Origin of the sequence: Streptomyces olivaceoviridis (genome assembly GCF_014650115.1) — a bacterium.
In the GTDB taxonomy this organism is placed as follows: Bacteria; Actinomycetota; Actinomycetes; order Streptomycetales; family Streptomycetaceae; genus Streptomyces; species Streptomyces olivaceoviridis.
In genome coordinates this window covers 420,727-434,742 of record NZ_BMUI01000006.1, presented here as the reverse complement: position 1 = coordinate 434,742, position 14,016 = coordinate 420,727, and the positions used below count along the sequence as shown (strand labels likewise).

At 70.2% G+C, this 14,016-nt stretch carries 14 protein-coding genes and 1 riboswitch; of the genes, 11 read left to right on the top strand and 3 right to left on the bottom strand.

All coding sequences use genetic code 11. From position 1 onward, the window contains the following. The 3 genes from IE273_RS15290 to IE273_RS15280 form a co-directional block, all read left to right on the top strand. Positions 1-623, top strand: a 623-nt coding sequence (locus tag IE273_RS15290; protein ID WP_189815700.1) for a cytochrome c oxidase subunit I, incomplete at its 5' end; no start/stop codon positions are given. Beyond that, complete coding sequence (locus tag IE273_RS15285) at positions 620-1,018, top strand: cytochrome c oxidase subunit 4 (protein ID WP_014672238.1); 399 nt, start codon at positions 620-622, stop codon at positions 1,016-1,018. The genes IE273_RS15290 and IE273_RS15285, both read left to right, overlap by 4 nt. Positions 1,019-1,202: 184 nt before the next feature. Then, a complete protein-coding gene (locus IE273_RS15280; protein WP_189815699.1) occupies positions 1,203-2,465 on the top strand; it encodes a L,D-transpeptidase in 1,263 nt (420 codons plus the stop codon). Between the two features lie 74 nt (positions 2,466-2,539). On the opposite strand, the gene IE273_RS15275 is transcribed toward IE273_RS15280, so the two are convergent. Beyond that, complete coding sequence (locus IE273_RS15275) at positions 2,540-2,941, bottom strand: response regulator (RefSeq protein ID WP_014672236.1); 402 nt, start codon at positions 2,939-2,941, stop codon at positions 2,540-2,542. Positions 2,942-3,107: 166 nt separating this feature from the next. On the opposite strand from IE273_RS15275, the gene ctaE reads away from it, so the two are divergent. From ctaE to IE273_RS15240, 7 genes are all read left to right on the top strand, one after another. Next, complete coding sequence (gene ctaE / locus IE273_RS15270; protein ID WP_014672235.1) at positions 3,108-3,728, top strand: aa3-type cytochrome oxidase subunit III; 621 nt, start codon at positions 3,108-3,110, stop codon at positions 3,726-3,728. Positions 3,729-3,790: 62 nt separating this feature from the next. Next, on the top strand, positions 3,791-4,603 hold the full coding sequence (gene qcrC, locus IE273_RS15265) for a cytochrome bc1 complex diheme cytochrome c subunit (protein ID WP_189815698.1): 813 nt from the start codon (positions 3,791-3,793) through the stop codon (positions 4,601-4,603). Continuing rightward, positions 4,600-5,658, top strand: coding sequence for a cytochrome bc1 complex Rieske iron-sulfur subunit (gene qcrA, locus IE273_RS15260; protein WP_189815697.1), 1,059 nt, complete (start codon positions 4,600-4,602; stop codon positions 5,656-5,658). The genes qcrC and qcrA overlap by 4 nt, the downstream gene beginning before the upstream one ends. After that, positions 5,655-7,292, top strand: coding sequence for a cytochrome bc1 complex cytochrome b subunit (qcrB, locus tag IE273_RS15255; RefSeq protein WP_189815696.1), 1,638 nt, complete (start codon positions 5,655-5,657; stop codon positions 7,290-7,292). The genes qcrA and qcrB overlap by 4 nt, the downstream gene beginning before the upstream one ends. Positions 7,293-7,414: 122 nt before the next feature. Continuing rightward, a complete protein-coding gene (gene trpD / locus IE273_RS15250) occupies positions 7,415-8,479 on the top strand; it encodes an anthranilate phosphoribosyltransferase (protein WP_189815695.1) in 1,065 nt (354 codons plus the stop codon). Between the two features lie 73 nt (positions 8,480-8,552). Next, a riboswitch (SAM riboswitch) is annotated at positions 8,553-8,670 on the top strand. A 132-nt stretch (positions 8,671-8,802) separates the two neighbouring features. Continuing rightward, complete coding sequence (locus tag IE273_RS15245; RefSeq protein ID WP_189815694.1) at positions 8,803-10,164, top strand: aminotransferase class V-fold PLP-dependent enzyme; 1,362 nt, start codon at positions 8,803-8,805, stop codon at positions 10,162-10,164. A gap of 50 nt (positions 10,165-10,214) precedes the next feature. Continuing rightward, a complete protein-coding gene (locus tag IE273_RS15240; RefSeq protein ID WP_189815693.1) occupies positions 10,215-12,557 on the top strand; it encodes a serine/threonine-protein kinase in 2,343 nt (780 codons plus the stop codon). 12 nt (positions 12,558-12,569) lie between these two features. Here IE273_RS15240 and IE273_RS15235 read toward each other — a convergent pair whose 3' ends face one another. Together IE273_RS15235 and IE273_RS15230 are read right to left on the bottom strand one after the other, a co-directional pair. Continuing rightward, positions 12,570-12,851, bottom strand: a complete 282-nt coding sequence (locus tag IE273_RS15235) for an Lrp/AsnC family transcriptional regulator (protein ID WP_014672228.1) — start codon at positions 12,849-12,851, stop codon at positions 12,570-12,572. Beyond that, on the bottom strand, positions 12,848-13,591 hold the full coding sequence (locus IE273_RS15230) for a rhomboid family intramembrane serine protease (RefSeq protein WP_189815692.1): 744 nt from the start codon (positions 13,589-13,591) through the stop codon (positions 12,848-12,850). Before IE273_RS15230 ends, IE273_RS15235 begins: the two co-directional genes overlap by 4 nt. A gap of 151 nt (positions 13,592-13,742) precedes the next feature. Here IE273_RS15230 and IE273_RS15225 point away from each other — a divergent pair, with 151 nt between their 5' ends. After that, the gene (locus IE273_RS15225) at positions 13,743-13,982 is read left to right on the top strand and encodes a hypothetical protein (RefSeq protein WP_014672226.1); all 240 of its coding nucleotides are present in this window, start codon (positions 13,743-13,745) and stop codon (positions 13,980-13,982) included. Positions 13,983-14,016 lie beyond the last annotated feature (34 nt).

The window sequence follows — 14,016 nt, the reverse complement described above, 5'->3', positions numbered from 1 at the left end:
TCACCTTCACGTTCGGTGGTCTGACCGGTGTCATCCTGGCCTCGCCGCCCATGGACTTCCACGTCTCCGACTCGTACTTCGTGGTGGCCCACTTCCACTACGTGGTCTTCGGTACGGTCGTCTTCGCGATGTTCTCCGGCTTCCACTTCTGGTGGCCGAAGTGGACCGGCAAGATGCTCGACGAGCGTCTCGGCAAGATCACCTTCTGGACGCTGTTCATCGGCTTCCACGGCACCTTCCTGGTCCAGCACTGGCTGGGCGCCGAGGGCATGCCGCGCCGGTACGCCGACTACCTGGCCGCCGACGGCTTCACCGCGCTGAACACGGTGTCGACCATCAGCTCCTTCCTGCTCGGCCTGTCGATCCTGCCGTTCCTCTACAACGTCTGGAAGACGGCCAAGTACGGCAAGCCGGTCGGCGTGGACGACCCGTGGGGCTACGGCCGCTCGCTGGAGTGGGCGACTTCCTGCCCGCCGCCCCGGCACAACTTCCTCACCCTGCCGCGGATCCGCAGCGAATCCCCGGCGTTCGACCTGCACCACCCTGAGATCGCCGCGCTCGAACAGCTTGAGCACGCCGGTCACGGCACCGCCGTCGCGGGCAGCAAGGAGGCCGGCAAGTGAAGATCCAGGGTCGGATGTTCATCTGGCTGAGCGTCTTCATCCTGATCATGGCCATCGTGTATGGCGTGTGGTCGAAGGAGCCGGCCGGTACCACCGCGCTCTTCCTGGCCTTCGGCCTGAGCGTCATGATCGGCTTCTACCTGGGCTTCACGGCCCGGCGGGTCGACGCGGGCGCCCAGGACGACAAGGAGGCCGACGTCGCGGACGACGCGGGCGAGCTGGGCTTCTTCAGCCCGCACAGCTGGCAGCCGCTCATGCTGGGCTTCGGCGGCGCCGTCGCCTTCCTCAGCATCGCGATCGGCTGGTGGCTGATCTACTTCGCCGCCCCGTTCATCGTGGTCGGCATCTTCGGCTGGGTGTTCGAGTACTACCACGGTGAGAACCGCACCCAGTAGAACGCTCGGCAATACGCCGGGAGCCCGGACCCCCCGTCAGGGGAGTCCGGGCTCCCGGCGTTTCCGGCTGCTCCCGGCGTGTCCCGCGCGCGCCCTCCGCGGTGTCCTTCTTCTGGCGCAGTGTCGTTCGCTCGTACGAGTTACCTGCCATGCCAGTGAGCTCTTCATCTCATAGCGTGATCATATGAACCACACTCCGCGGACCCGCACCGTCGTCAGCTGCGCGCTGCTGGTGACCGCCCTCGGCGCGGGCGTCACCGCTTGCGGTTCGGACGGCAACCCCTTGTCGGCCAAGCCGTACGACGCAGCGGGCCTGATCTCCTTCAACGGCCCCACCGAAGCGGGGAAGCGGGCCGACCCGGACAAGCCCCTGGAGGTGACCGCCGACGGCGACGAGGGCCGTATCACGGACGTCACCGCCCAGGACTCCACAGGGCGCCATGTGGCGGGCGAACTCGCCGCCGACGGCAGCCGCTGGCACAGCACCTCCCCGCTGGCCGCCAACGCCCACTACACGGTCACGGTGAGCACCGAGGACGAGAAGGGCGCGCCCGGCCGCAAGGTCTTCACGTTCGACACCAGTCAGCCGACCACCAAGCAGCGCCTGAACGTCACGTTCGGGCCGGAGAAGGGCACCTACGGCGTCGGCCAGCCGATCACGGCCCAACTCGACCACGAGATCAAGGACAAGGCGCAGCGCGCCGTCGTGGAACAGGCCCTCCGGGTGGACTCCGCGCCGGCCGTGCAGGGCGCCTGGCACTGGGTCGACAACAAGGAACTCCACTACCGGCCCAAGGACTACTGGCCCGCTCACGCCACCATCCAGGTGCACAGCAACCTGGAGGGCGTCAAGATCGGCGACCGGCTGTGGGGCGGCACGGCCAAGCCGCTGAAGATCACCACCGGTGACAGGATCGAGGCCCTCACGGACGCCGCCACGCACCAGATGACGGTCTACAAGAACGGCCGGGAGATCAACCAGATCCCCATCACGACGGGCAAGCCCGGCTTCGAGACCCGCAACGGCGTCAAGGTCGTCCTGGCCAAGCAGTACTTCGTACGCATGCGCGGCACCACGGTCGGCATCGCCGAGGGCAGCTCCGACTCCTACGACCTGCCGGTCTACTACGCCACCCGGGTCACCTGGTCCGGCGAGTACGTCCACGCCGCCCCCTGGTCGGTGGGCTCCCAGGGGTACGCCAACGTCAGCCACGGCTGCACCGGGATGAGCACGTCCAACGCCGAGTGGTTCTTCGACACCGTCCGCGAGGGCGACATCGTCAAGGTCGTCAACTCCAACGGCGACGACATGGAACCCTTCGGCAACGGCTTCGGCGACTGGAACGTCGACTGGCAGAAGTGGCGTCAGGGCAGCGCCCTCTTCAACGGCAAACCGGACGGCCCGGCCCCGGGGGACGCGCTACGCGTCCAGCCGGCGGCGGCGTGATGAAGGGGCGCGGGGAACTGCGCGAGGAGGACCGACCGGCCCGCACTCGCCCAGGAACCCGGCGCCCCGCCCCGCTAGGCGCCCACCAGGCGCCGCTGACGCAGCAGAGAGGCCAGGGAGGAGGCGAACTCCACCGGATCCACCGGCAGGGTGACCGCCGCGTCGGCCCGGCTCCACGTGGCCAGCCACGCGTCCTGCGGCCGTCCCATGAGCAGCAGCACCGGCGGACAGTTGAACACCTCGTCCTTGATCTGCCGGCACACTCCCATGCCGCCCATCGGCACGGCCTCGCCGTCGAGCACGCAGACGTCGATGCCGCCCTTGTCCAGCTCGCGCAGCACCGCCTGCGGAGTCGCACACTCCACGAACTCGACGAGGGGGACGTCGGGCGCCGGCCGACGCCCGGCCGCCAGCCGTACTTGCTCGCGGGTGTTGGAGTCGTCGCTGTAGACCAGCACCGTGGCGGTCGGCTGCATTGTTCCTCCGAGACGTCAGCGTCGTACGGACAGGACGGGCGGGCCCGTTCCGGCGGATGTTACTCCCGCCATCGTCCCCGTGAACACCACGTCAACACCGGTCCGGCGGGTGGCAACACTCCGAACGGCACCCCCCGGAGTGAGCGCGAGATAAGCGACCGACATAATGTCGGTCGTGGCGACAGCAACGACAGTAGAAACCGGGCACGCGCACCCGTCGGTCAACCGGCCGAACCTCACCAGCGTCGGAACCATCATCTGGCTGAGTTCCGAGCTGATGTTCTTCGCGGCCCTCTTCGCGATGTACTTCACCCTCCGGTCGGTGACCGGACCAGCTCACTGGAAGGAGATGGCGGAGGCACTCAACGTGCCCTTCTCCGCCACGAACACCACGATCCTGGTGCTCTCCTCCCTCACCTGCCAGCTCGGCGTGTTCGCGGCCGAGCGCGGCGATGTGAAGAAGCTCCGTGGCTGGTTCATCCTCACCTTCATCATGGGTGCGATCTTCATCGGCGGTCAGATCTACGAGTACACGGAGCTGGTGAAGAAGGACGGCATCTCGCTGTCCTCCGACCCGTACGGCTCGGTGTTCTACCTGACCACCGGCTTCCACGGCCTGCACGTGACGGGCGGTCTCATCGCCTTCCTGCTGGTCCTCGGCCGCACCTACATGGCCAAGAGGTTCACTCACGAGCAGGCGACCGCCGCCATCGTCGTGTCCTACTACTGGCACTTCGTCGATGTCGTCTGGATCGGCCTCTTCGCCACGATCTACCTGATCAAGTAGCCGGGACCACTCCCGCACATCCAGAAGCACCGACGCAGAAGATCCTGACACCGGGGTAATCCGTGAAAAAGCTCTCCGTACGACGACGCCATCCGCTGGCGGCGGTCGTCGTCCTACTCCTCGCGCTGGCGGCCACTGGGGGGCTGTACGCCGCGTTCGCGCCCGCGGGCAAGGCGCAGGCCGATGAAACCTCCCAGTCCCTGACCATCAAGGAGGGCAAGAAGCTCTACGAGGTCGGCTGCGCCAGCTGCCACGGCACCGGTGGCCAGGGCTCCTCCGACGGCCCGAGCCTCGTCGGCGTGGGCGCCGCGGCCGTCGACTTCCAGGTCGGCACCGGCCGTATGCCCGCCGCCACCTCGCAGGGCGCCCAGGTCCCGCGCAAGAAGAACATCTACTCGCAGGCCCAGATCGACCAGCTCGCCGCGTACGTCGCCTCGCTGGGCGCCGGCCCGAGTGTGCCCACGAAGCAGCAGTACGGCCCCGCGGGCGCGGACATCGCCAAGGGCGGCGAGCTGTTCCGCACCAACTGCGCGCAGTGCCACAACTTCACCGGCAAGGGCGGTGCCCTGACCAAGGGCAAGTTCGCGCCGGACCTGGAGGGTGTCGCTCCGAAGCACATCTACGAGGCCATGCAGACGGGCCCGCAGAACATGCCGTCCTTCCCCGACACCACGCTGTCGGAGAAGAACAAGAAGGACATCATCGCGTACCTCAACGCGGTCAACGGCGACAAGACCGAGAACCCGGGTGGTCTGGAGCTGGGCGGCCTCGGGCCGGTCAGTGAGGGTCTGTTCGGCTGGATCTTCGGCCTCGGCACGCTCATCGTGGTCGCCGTCTGGGTCGCCGCTCGGACCGCAAAGGCCAAGAAGTCATGAGTAGCCAAGACATTCCAGAAGAGAACCTGCCTGCTGAGCAGGACCACGCGCACGGCGCGGTAGGGATCGCGGACGAGGAGAACCCGTTCGCGGACCCGGGGCTGCCGCCGCACGAGCACCGGATCCAGGACATCGACGAGCGGGCCGCCAAGCGGTCCGAGCGCGTGGTGGCCCTGCTGTTCACGGTGTCGATGCTGGCCACCATCGGCTTCATCGTCGCGTACCTGGCCATCCCGAACGACAAGCAGATCTTCGTCTTCCCGATCGGGCACATCAGCGCGATGAACTTCGCGCTCGGCCTGACCCTCGGTGTGGCGCTGTTCTGCATCGGCGCGGGCGCGGTCCACTGGGCCCGCACCCTGATGTCCGACGAGGAGGTCGCCGACGACCGGCACGCGATCGAGGCTCCCTCCGACGTCCGGGCGAAGGTCCACGCGGACTTCCGCCAGGGCGCCAAGGAGTCGGCGCTCGGCCGCCGCAAGCTGATCCGCAACACGATGTTCGGCGCGCTGGCCCTGGTGCCGCTCTCCGGTGTCATGCTGCTCGGCGGTCTCGGCCCGGCGCCGGGGACCAAGCTCCGCCACACCATCTGGGCCAAGGGCAAGCGCCTGGTCAACATGAACACGAACCAGCCGCTGCGTCCCGAGGACGTCGCCGTCGGCTCCCTCACCTTCGCCAAGCCGGACGGCCTGGAGGAGCACTCCGAGGAGTTCCAGACGGAGATCGCCAAGGCCGCCCTGATGATCGTCCGGCTCCAGCCGGGCAACATCAAGGACAAGCGCGAGCTGGAGTGGTCGCACGAGGGCATCGTCGCCTACTCGAAGATCTGCACCCACGTCGGCTGCCCGATCTCCCTGTACGAGCAGCAGACGCACCACGTGCTGTGCCCGTGCCACCAGTCCACCTTCGACCTCTCCGACGGCGCCCGAGTGATCTTCGGTCCCGCCGGCCACGCCCTGCCGCAGCTGCGCATCGGTGTGGACAGTGAGGGTTACCTCCAGGCGCTCGGCGACTTCGAGGAGCCCGTCGGTCCTGCATTCTGGGAGCGCGGATGAGTACTTCAGCGAACGAGACCTCCCGCCCCCGCGGGAAGGCACCGGCCGGCGAGCGTCTCGCCGACTGGGCCGACGGCCGGCTCGGGATCTACTCCCTCGCCAAGGCCAACATGCGCAAGATCTTCCCCGACCACTGGTCGTTCATGTTGGGTGAGGTCTGCCTCTACAGCTTCATCATCATCATCCTGACGGGTGTCTACCTGACGCTGTTCTTCCACCCGTCGATGAACGAGGTGGAGTACCACGGCTCCTACGTCCCGCTCCAGGGACAGCTGATGTCCGAGGCGTTCAGCTCGACCCTGCACATCTCCTTCGACGTGCGCGGTGGTCTGCTCATCCGGCAGATCCACCACTGGGGCGCGGTCGTCTTCATCGCCGGCATGTTCGTGCACATGATGCGCGTGTTCTTCACCGGCGCGTTCCGCAAGCCGCGTGAGATCAACTGGCTGTTCGGCTTCCTGCTGTTCGTCCTGGGCATGTTCACCGGTTTCACCGGTTACTCGCTCCCGGACGACCTGCTCTCCGGCACCGGTGTCCGCTTCATGGAGGGCGCGATCCTGTCCGTGCCGATCGTCGGCACGTACATCTCGTTCTTCCTCTTCGGCGGCGAGTTCCCGGGCGGCGACTTCGTGGCCCGCTTCTACTCGATCCACATCCTGCTGCTGCCGGGCATCATGCTGGGCCTGGTGGTGGGCCACCTGATCCTGGTCTTCTACCACAAGCACACGCAGTTCGCGGGTCCCGGCAAGACGAACAAGAACGTCGTCGGCATGCCGCTGCTGCCGGTGTACATGGCGAAGGCCGGCGGCTTCTTCTTCCTGGTCTTCGGTGCGCTCGCGGCCCTCGCGGCCGTCGCGCAGATCAACCCGATCTGGGCCATCGGCCCCTACCGTCCGGACCAGGTGTCCACCGGCGCCCAGCCGGACTGGTACATGGGTATGGCCGAGGGCCTGATCCGCGCCATGCCGGGCTGGGAGATCAACTTCTGGGGCCACACGCTGGTCCTGGGCGTGTTCATCCCGCTGGTGCTGTTCGGCGTGATCCTCGGCGCGATCGCGGTGTACCCGTTCATCGAGGCCTGGGTCACCGGCGACAAGCGCGAGCACCACATCCTGGACCGCCCGCGCAACGCCCCGACGCGTACGGCGTTCGGTGTCGCCTGGCTGACCGTGTACTTCGTGATGCTGATCGGTGGCGGCAACGACATCTTCGCCACGCACTTCCACCTGTCGATCAACGCGGTCACCTGGTTCGTCCGGATCGCCTACTTCGTGGGCCCGGTCCTCGCCTTCATCGCCACCAAGCGGATCTGCCTGGGTCTCCAGCGCCGCGACCGCGACAAGGTGCTGCACGGCCGCGAGACCGGCATCATCAAGCGGCTGCCGCACGGTGAGTTCATCGAGGTGCACGAGCCGCTCAGCCAGGAGCAGCTGCACACGCTCACCTCGCACCATCAGTACCAGCCGGCCGAGATCGGTCCGACGGTCGACGAGAACGGGGTCGAGCGCAAGGTCCCGGCCTCGGAGAAGCTGCGGACGAAGCTGTCCAACGCCTACTTCGGCGAGGACAACCAGATCCCGAAGCCGACCGTCGAGGAGTACAAGGAGATCACGAGCGGCCACGGCCACCACTGATCCCCGCGTCGCCACGCCACGCCGAAGGGCCCCGTCCGCAACGCGGACGGGGCCCTTCGCCGTGCCGCCCGGCTGGATAGGGTGGTGTACGACGTAGCAGGAACCTGTTCAAGGAGCGGCTGATGAGCGCTGTGACCCCCGCTGGAGGCGACACCGCGGCGGGCCGCTCCTGGCCCGCCCTGCTGAACGGTCTGCTGGACGGCCGGGACCTGTCCGCCGACGACACCGCCTGGGCGATGGACCTGATCATGCGCGGGGAGGCGACCGACGCGCAGATCGCCGGGTTCATGGTGGCGCTGCGGGCCAAGGGCGAGACGGTCCAGGAGATCACCGGACTGGTCCGGACGATGTACGCGCACGCGAACGTCATCGAGGTGCCCGGCCCGGCCGTGGACATCGTCGGCACCGGCGGCGACGGAGCGAAGACGGTGAACATCTCCACCATGTCCTCGATCGTCGTCGCGGGCGCGGGGGCGAAGGTCGTCAAGCACGGCAACCGCGCCGCGTCCTCCGCCTCCGGCTCCTCCGACGTCCTGGAGAAGCTGGGCGTCAACCTCAACCTGACCCCGCAGCGGGTGGCCGAGGTGGCCGAGGAGGCCGGCATCACCATCTGCTTCGCGGTGCGGTTCCACCCGTCCCTGCGTCATGTCGCCGCCGCGCGCGGCCAGTTGGGCATCCGGACCACCTTCAACGTGCTGGGCCCGCTGACCAACCCCGCGCAGGTGCGGTCGCAGGCCGTCGGGGTCGCGGATCCCCGCATGGCGCCGATCGTCGCCGGTGTCCTCGCGGAGCGCGGCAACTCCGCGCTGGTCTTCCGGGGCGACGACGGCCTGGACGAGCTGACCGTCACCGCCACCTCCCGGGTGTGGGTGGTCCGGGACGGCAAGGTCACGGAGGAGGTCTTCGACCCGCGCGAGGCCGGCATCGACCTCGTCCCCGTGGACGCCCTGCGCGGTGCCGACGCCTCCTACAACGCCGAGGTCGCCCGTCGGCTGCTGGACGGCGAGAGGGGGGCCGTACGGGACGCCGTGCTGCTGAACTCGGCGGCGGCGCTGGTGGCCCTGGAGCCGACGGACGCGCCGCTCACCGAGCAGATCCGCGCGGGCATGGCGCGGGCCGCGGAGTCGATCGACTCGGGCGCGGCCAAGCGCACCCTGGACCGCTGGGTGGCCGTCAGCAACGCCTGACGCCCCCGGGAGTCGTCCCGCGATCCGGACACGGGTTGCGGGACGACGATCACTTCAGTACGTTCCTGTACCAGGTCATGAGTGACAGTCATGAGGCCCCGGCCGACTGTCCGGCAACCCTCCGTCCGTGGCGGGGTGCCCCGGGTGAAGACCAGGTCGTACGGCAGCAAGGCCTACGGCAAGCGCGGACCCCTCACACACCAGGGGTCCTGGTCGTCCGAGGGAGTCCTCCGTGAGCAAGCGAATGCGTTAGGGCCGCAGAGCCCCGCCTCCGCACACCCCTTTTCCTCTCTTCTCCGCATTCCTCTCACGGGAGTTCCGCCATGTCCGTCTCCACCGCTGCCGCCGACCAGTCCGTTTGCACCCCTCTGCCCGTTCTGGGGCGAGATGTCACCGTCCCGCTGGTCACCGGCGGCGAAGTCAGCTACGCCGCCCTGGACTACGCGGCCAGCGCCCCCGCCCTCCAGCGCGTCTGGGACGACGTCGCCGCGTACGCCCCGTACTACGGCAGTGTCCACCGCGGCGCCGGCTACCTCTCCCAGCTCTCCACCGACCTGTTCGAGAACGCCCGCAAGACGGTCGCCGAGTTCCTCGGCTGCCGCCCGGCCGACCAGGTGATCTTCACCCGCTCGACCACCGACTCCCTCAACCTGCTGGCCCGGGTGATCCCGGCCGACTGCGAGGTCTTCGTCTTCGAGACCGAGCACCACGCCTCCCTGCTGCCCTGGCAGGACGCGCGGGTCACCTACCTCGACGCCCCGCGCACCCCGCGGCAGGCCGTGGAGACCCTGGAGCGGGCCCTCGCCGGCCGTGACCCGTACGGCCCGGCCCTGGTCTGCGTCACCGGCGCCTCCAACGTCACCGGCGAGCTGTGGCCGGTGCGCGAACTGGCCGCCGCCGCGCACGTCCACGGCGCCCGCATCGTCCTGGACGCCGCCCAGCTGGCCCCGCACCACCCGGTGGACCTGCGTGACCTGGACGTCGACTGGGTCGCCTTCTCCGGCCACAAGCTGTACGCCCCCTTCGGCTCCGGCGTCCTGGCCGGCCGCGCCGACTGGCTCCAGGCGGCCGAGCCGTACCTCGCGGGCGGCGGCGCCAGCCGCAAGGTCACCCGGCGCCAGGACGGCGGCGTGGCCGTCGAGTGGCACGAGACCGCGGCCCGGCACGAGGCGGGCTCCCCGAACGTCATCGGCGCCTACGCCATCGCCTCCGCCTGCAAGGCCCTCACCGAGGCCGGCTGGGACACCCTCGTCGCCCGCGAACAGCACCTGATCGCCACGGTCCGCGAGGGCCTGGCCGAGGTGCCCGAGGTGCGCGTGCTGTCCCTCTTCGGCGACGACGCCCCGCGCGTCGGCGTCATCTCCTTCGTCGTCGAGGGCTGGAACAGCTCGCACTTCGCCGCCGCGCTCTCCGCCGAGTACGGCATCGGCGTCCGCGACGGCCTCTTCTGCGCCCACCCGCTGGTCCGCACCCTGCTCGGCAGCGACCCGCAGACCCAGGGCGAGTGCGGCGCCCCCGAGGCGGCCCCGGGCGAGAAGTCCCTCAACGCCATCCGCGTCAGCTTCGGCGCGGGCACGCCGGACGAGCACGTGGAACGCTTCGTCAACGCCGTCAGGGAACTGGTGGCGGAGGGCGCGAAGTGGCAGTACCGCACGGAGGACGGCCGCTGCGTGCCCGCGGTCTGAACGGCGCTATAACCTCCCCTTGACACCACGTCGGACAGGGGGACCCCGGAGTGCAGCCGCTGCGCGCCACAGATCCGCGCCACATCGGCCCGTACGCCACCACGCACAGACTGGGCGCGGGCGGCATGGGCGAGGTCTACCTCGCCGAGTCCCGCACCGGGCTGCGGCTCGCGGTGAAGGTCGTACGGGCCGAGCACGCCGAGGACCGCACCTTCCGCGCCCGCTTCCGCCACGAGGTCCGCGCCGCCCAGACCGTCGGCGGCGCGGACACCTACACCGCACGGGTCGTGGACGCCGACACCGATGCCGAACGGCCCTGGATGGCAACGGAGTTCGTCCCCGGCCCCAACCTGCGGGACGCCGTCCTGGACCACGGCGCGCTGCCGCGCCCCGCGGTCCGGATCCTCGCCGCCGCGCTCGGCGAGGCACTGGCGGCCATCCACGCCAAGGGGCTGGTCCACCGGGACCTGAAACCGTCGAACATCCTGCTGGGCCCGGACGGGCCCCGGGTCATCGACTTCGGGATCGTCCGGGCGCTGGAGGCCACCGCGCTGACCCGCACCGGCGCGGTCGTCGGCTCGGTCGGCTACGTCTCGCCGGAGCAGATCCGCAACGGCGGCCAGGTCGGCCCGCCCAGCGACGTCTTCTCCCTCGGCGCGGTCCTCGCGTACGCGGCGGCCGGCCGGGAGCCGTTCGGGGAGGGCCAGGACTCGGTGGTCCTGCTGCGCATCCTCACCCGCGACTTCGACCTGTCCGGCGTGCCGGAGGACGTCCGCCCGCTGGTCACGGCCTGTCTGCGCGAGGACCCGCTGGAGCGCCCGGAGCCGGCGGAGGTGGTGGCGAGCGCCGGGTTCGCCCCGGACACCCTGCGCGGCGCCGTCCGCCCGGGCTGGTACGGCCCCGCGTCCCGGCCCCGCCCCGCCCCGGACGACCGCCCCAGCGGCGTGGAGTACCTGGCCCCCCACCCCACCGCCACCGACCCCGCCACCCCGGCGGACTCGACCACCCGCGCCACCGACCCCGCCACCCCGGCGGACTCGATCACCCGCGCCACCGACCCCGCCACCCCGGCGGACTCGACCACCCGCGCCACCTGGACCGACCCGGCGGACCACGCCACCCCGGCGGGCCCGGCGGCCCCGACCGATTCCGTCACCCCCGTCACCCCCGTCACTCCCGTCACCCCCGGCGGCTCGGCCGGGGCGGCCACCTCCGTCGACTCCGGCGCCCCAGGCCGCCGCGTGGGTGCCGTGGCTCCCGGCCGGCGCCGGCTCCTCAAGGCCCTCGCCGGGGGAGCCGTCGCCGTGGCCGTGGCCGGGGTCGGCGGCGGGCTGTGGGAGTACGGGTTCCGTACCGAGAGCGGTGGCGGCAGCGACAGCTCATCGGTCCCGTCGGCCCACCGCACGGGCGGGCCGGCGGTGCTGCGCTGGCAGTACGACCTCGGTGGCATCGGCGGCCTGGACGGGGCCTGCTGCGCGCTGTCCCCGGACGGTTCCGTCGTCTACGCGGGCACCTCCGGCGGTGTGCTGCACGCGATCTCCCGGGACGGCTCCAAGCGCTGGAAGGTCCGGCTCGGCGATGACGTCTCCACGCCCGTGGCCACCCGGGACGCCGTGTACTGCGTGGTGGGCCTGCACTCCGAGGACTCGCGCCGGCTGACCGCGGTGAGCCCGTCCGGCAGCCCGCTGTGGACCCGCACCCTCGGCGACCAGCGGTACGACGTCCCCGTCCTGCTAGGCCAGGACGTCCTCGTCTCCGTCGGCGGCACGAACACGGGCGGGCTGCGCTGCTACGCCTCTGACGGCAGCGAGAAGTGGACCGCCAAGACCCTGGCCGGCCCCACCGGCGTCCCGCTGGTCTCGGGCGGGACGGTCTGCACGGGCAGCTACGGCGACGTCCTGCTGGCGCTGGACGCGCGGGACGGTTCGCGCAAGTGGCAGGTGCCCGCGGGCACCGACGCCACCGCCGTCGCCCTGGCGGGCACCACCGTGTTCACGGACTCCGCCGCCGAACTCCAGGGCTTCCGCATCTCGGACGGCCGCCGGCTGTGGCGCCAGGAGGACAACGGCGGGACGCTGACCGGGGGCAGTCGCACCCTGGCCGTCGGCACCGAACAGGGCGGCGTGTACGCCGTCCGGGCGGCCGACGGCTCCCGTGCCTGGACGCACGGCTTCGAGGGCGGCCCGGCGGACCCCCGCGCGGTGGTGGCCGGTGACATCGTGTACGCGCATGCGGGCGAGAAGGTCTGCGCCCTGGACCTGAACGGGAAGAAGCGCTGGAACGCGGTCGTGGGCCGGGACGCGGGCGACGACCAGCACACCCCGGTCGTGCGCGGCGGCCGGCTCTACGTCCCCTCGGGCACCGGGATCGCCGCGGTGGACGTGAGCGCCTAGCTACCCCTGGTCCTAGTTGTCGAGGCCGATCGCGAACGCGGCCTCCAGGTCGTGCTGGGAGTAGGTGCGGAACGCGACGTGCGTGTCCGTGGCCTCCACCCCGGGGATCTTGCTGATCCGCCCCGGAATGATCTCGGCGAGATCCTCGTGCTCCCGCACCCGGACCATCGCGATCAGGTCGTACGTACCGGTGACGGAGAACACCTCGCTCACCGAATCCAGCGAAGCGATCCGCTCCGCGATCTCGGGGATCCGGTCCACGCTGGTCTTGATCAGGACGATCGCGGTGATCACGGCTGTCTCTCTCCCTCGGTGACCGGAGCTGCGGCGGCTTTCACTCTAGCTGTACGGCCATAACGCACCCACGCGTAACCGAACCCCAGCCCGAACCCCACCAGGTGTGCCAGGTACGCCACCCCGGGGCCGTCGGAGGCGCGCCCCGCCGCCAGCCACTGGAGGGCCGCCCAGGACGGCAGCACCACCCAGGCCGGGAAGCGCAGCGGCAGGAAGAACAGGAAGGGCAGGAGACTGGTCACACGGGCGCGGGGGAAAAGGTAGAGGAACGCTCCGAGGACCGCCGAGACCGCCCCGGAGGCGCCGACCAGCGACTGCTCGGAGGCCGCGTTGGCCGCCGCGTACCCCAGCAGGGCGAGGTAGCCGCAGCCGACGTAGAACAGGGTGAACTCCACCCGGCCCATCCGCTCCTCGGTCATCACCCCGAAGACGAAGAGGAAGAGCATGTTGCCGAGCAGGTGCACCCAGCTGCCGTGCACGAACAGCGCGGTGGCCGGGGTGAGCGCGGCCCCGGCCGGACCGTCGAACAGCTCGGCCGGGACCACGCCCCAGTGCCGGAAGTACGTCCGCTGCGCGGCGAGCAGCGCGTCCCCGGAGCCGTACCCGGGGACCAGCCCGGAGGCAGGGCCGAGGGCGAAGACCAGACCGCACGCGACGATGAGGCCGTACGTCACCGGTGCCGAGGCGCCCCGGACCGCTCTGAGTGTCCTGCCGGCCGCCGTGCTCCAGGTGCTGATCATGACTACAGAGCATGACGTAACGGGACGCTTGCTGACAGACCGCCTCGCCGCCGTGGACGGACGGGCGGCGGGCACCCGCCAGGCCGTAGGGTTACGGCCACACGCGTCGGGGACGGCGCGGACCGACACGAGAAGGAAGAGAACAGTCACCATGACGGTTCCCCTGCCGACGGCCACGACACGATGGCGTTGCACCCTGTGCGGCAACCTCACGCGTTTCGACGTGACCCGCTCGTCCAAGGTCGTCGAGTACGTCCACCTCGACCTGGCGGGCGAGCCGACGGTGGAGGAGCGCGAGGTGGTCAGTGAGACCATCGAATCGGTGCGCTGCCGCTGGTGCAACGCGGTGGACCAGGTGGAACTCGTGGACAGGCCGGGCGCCGGCTCCTGAGCGGAGCGGCCCCCGGAGAGGCTTATTCCGGTAT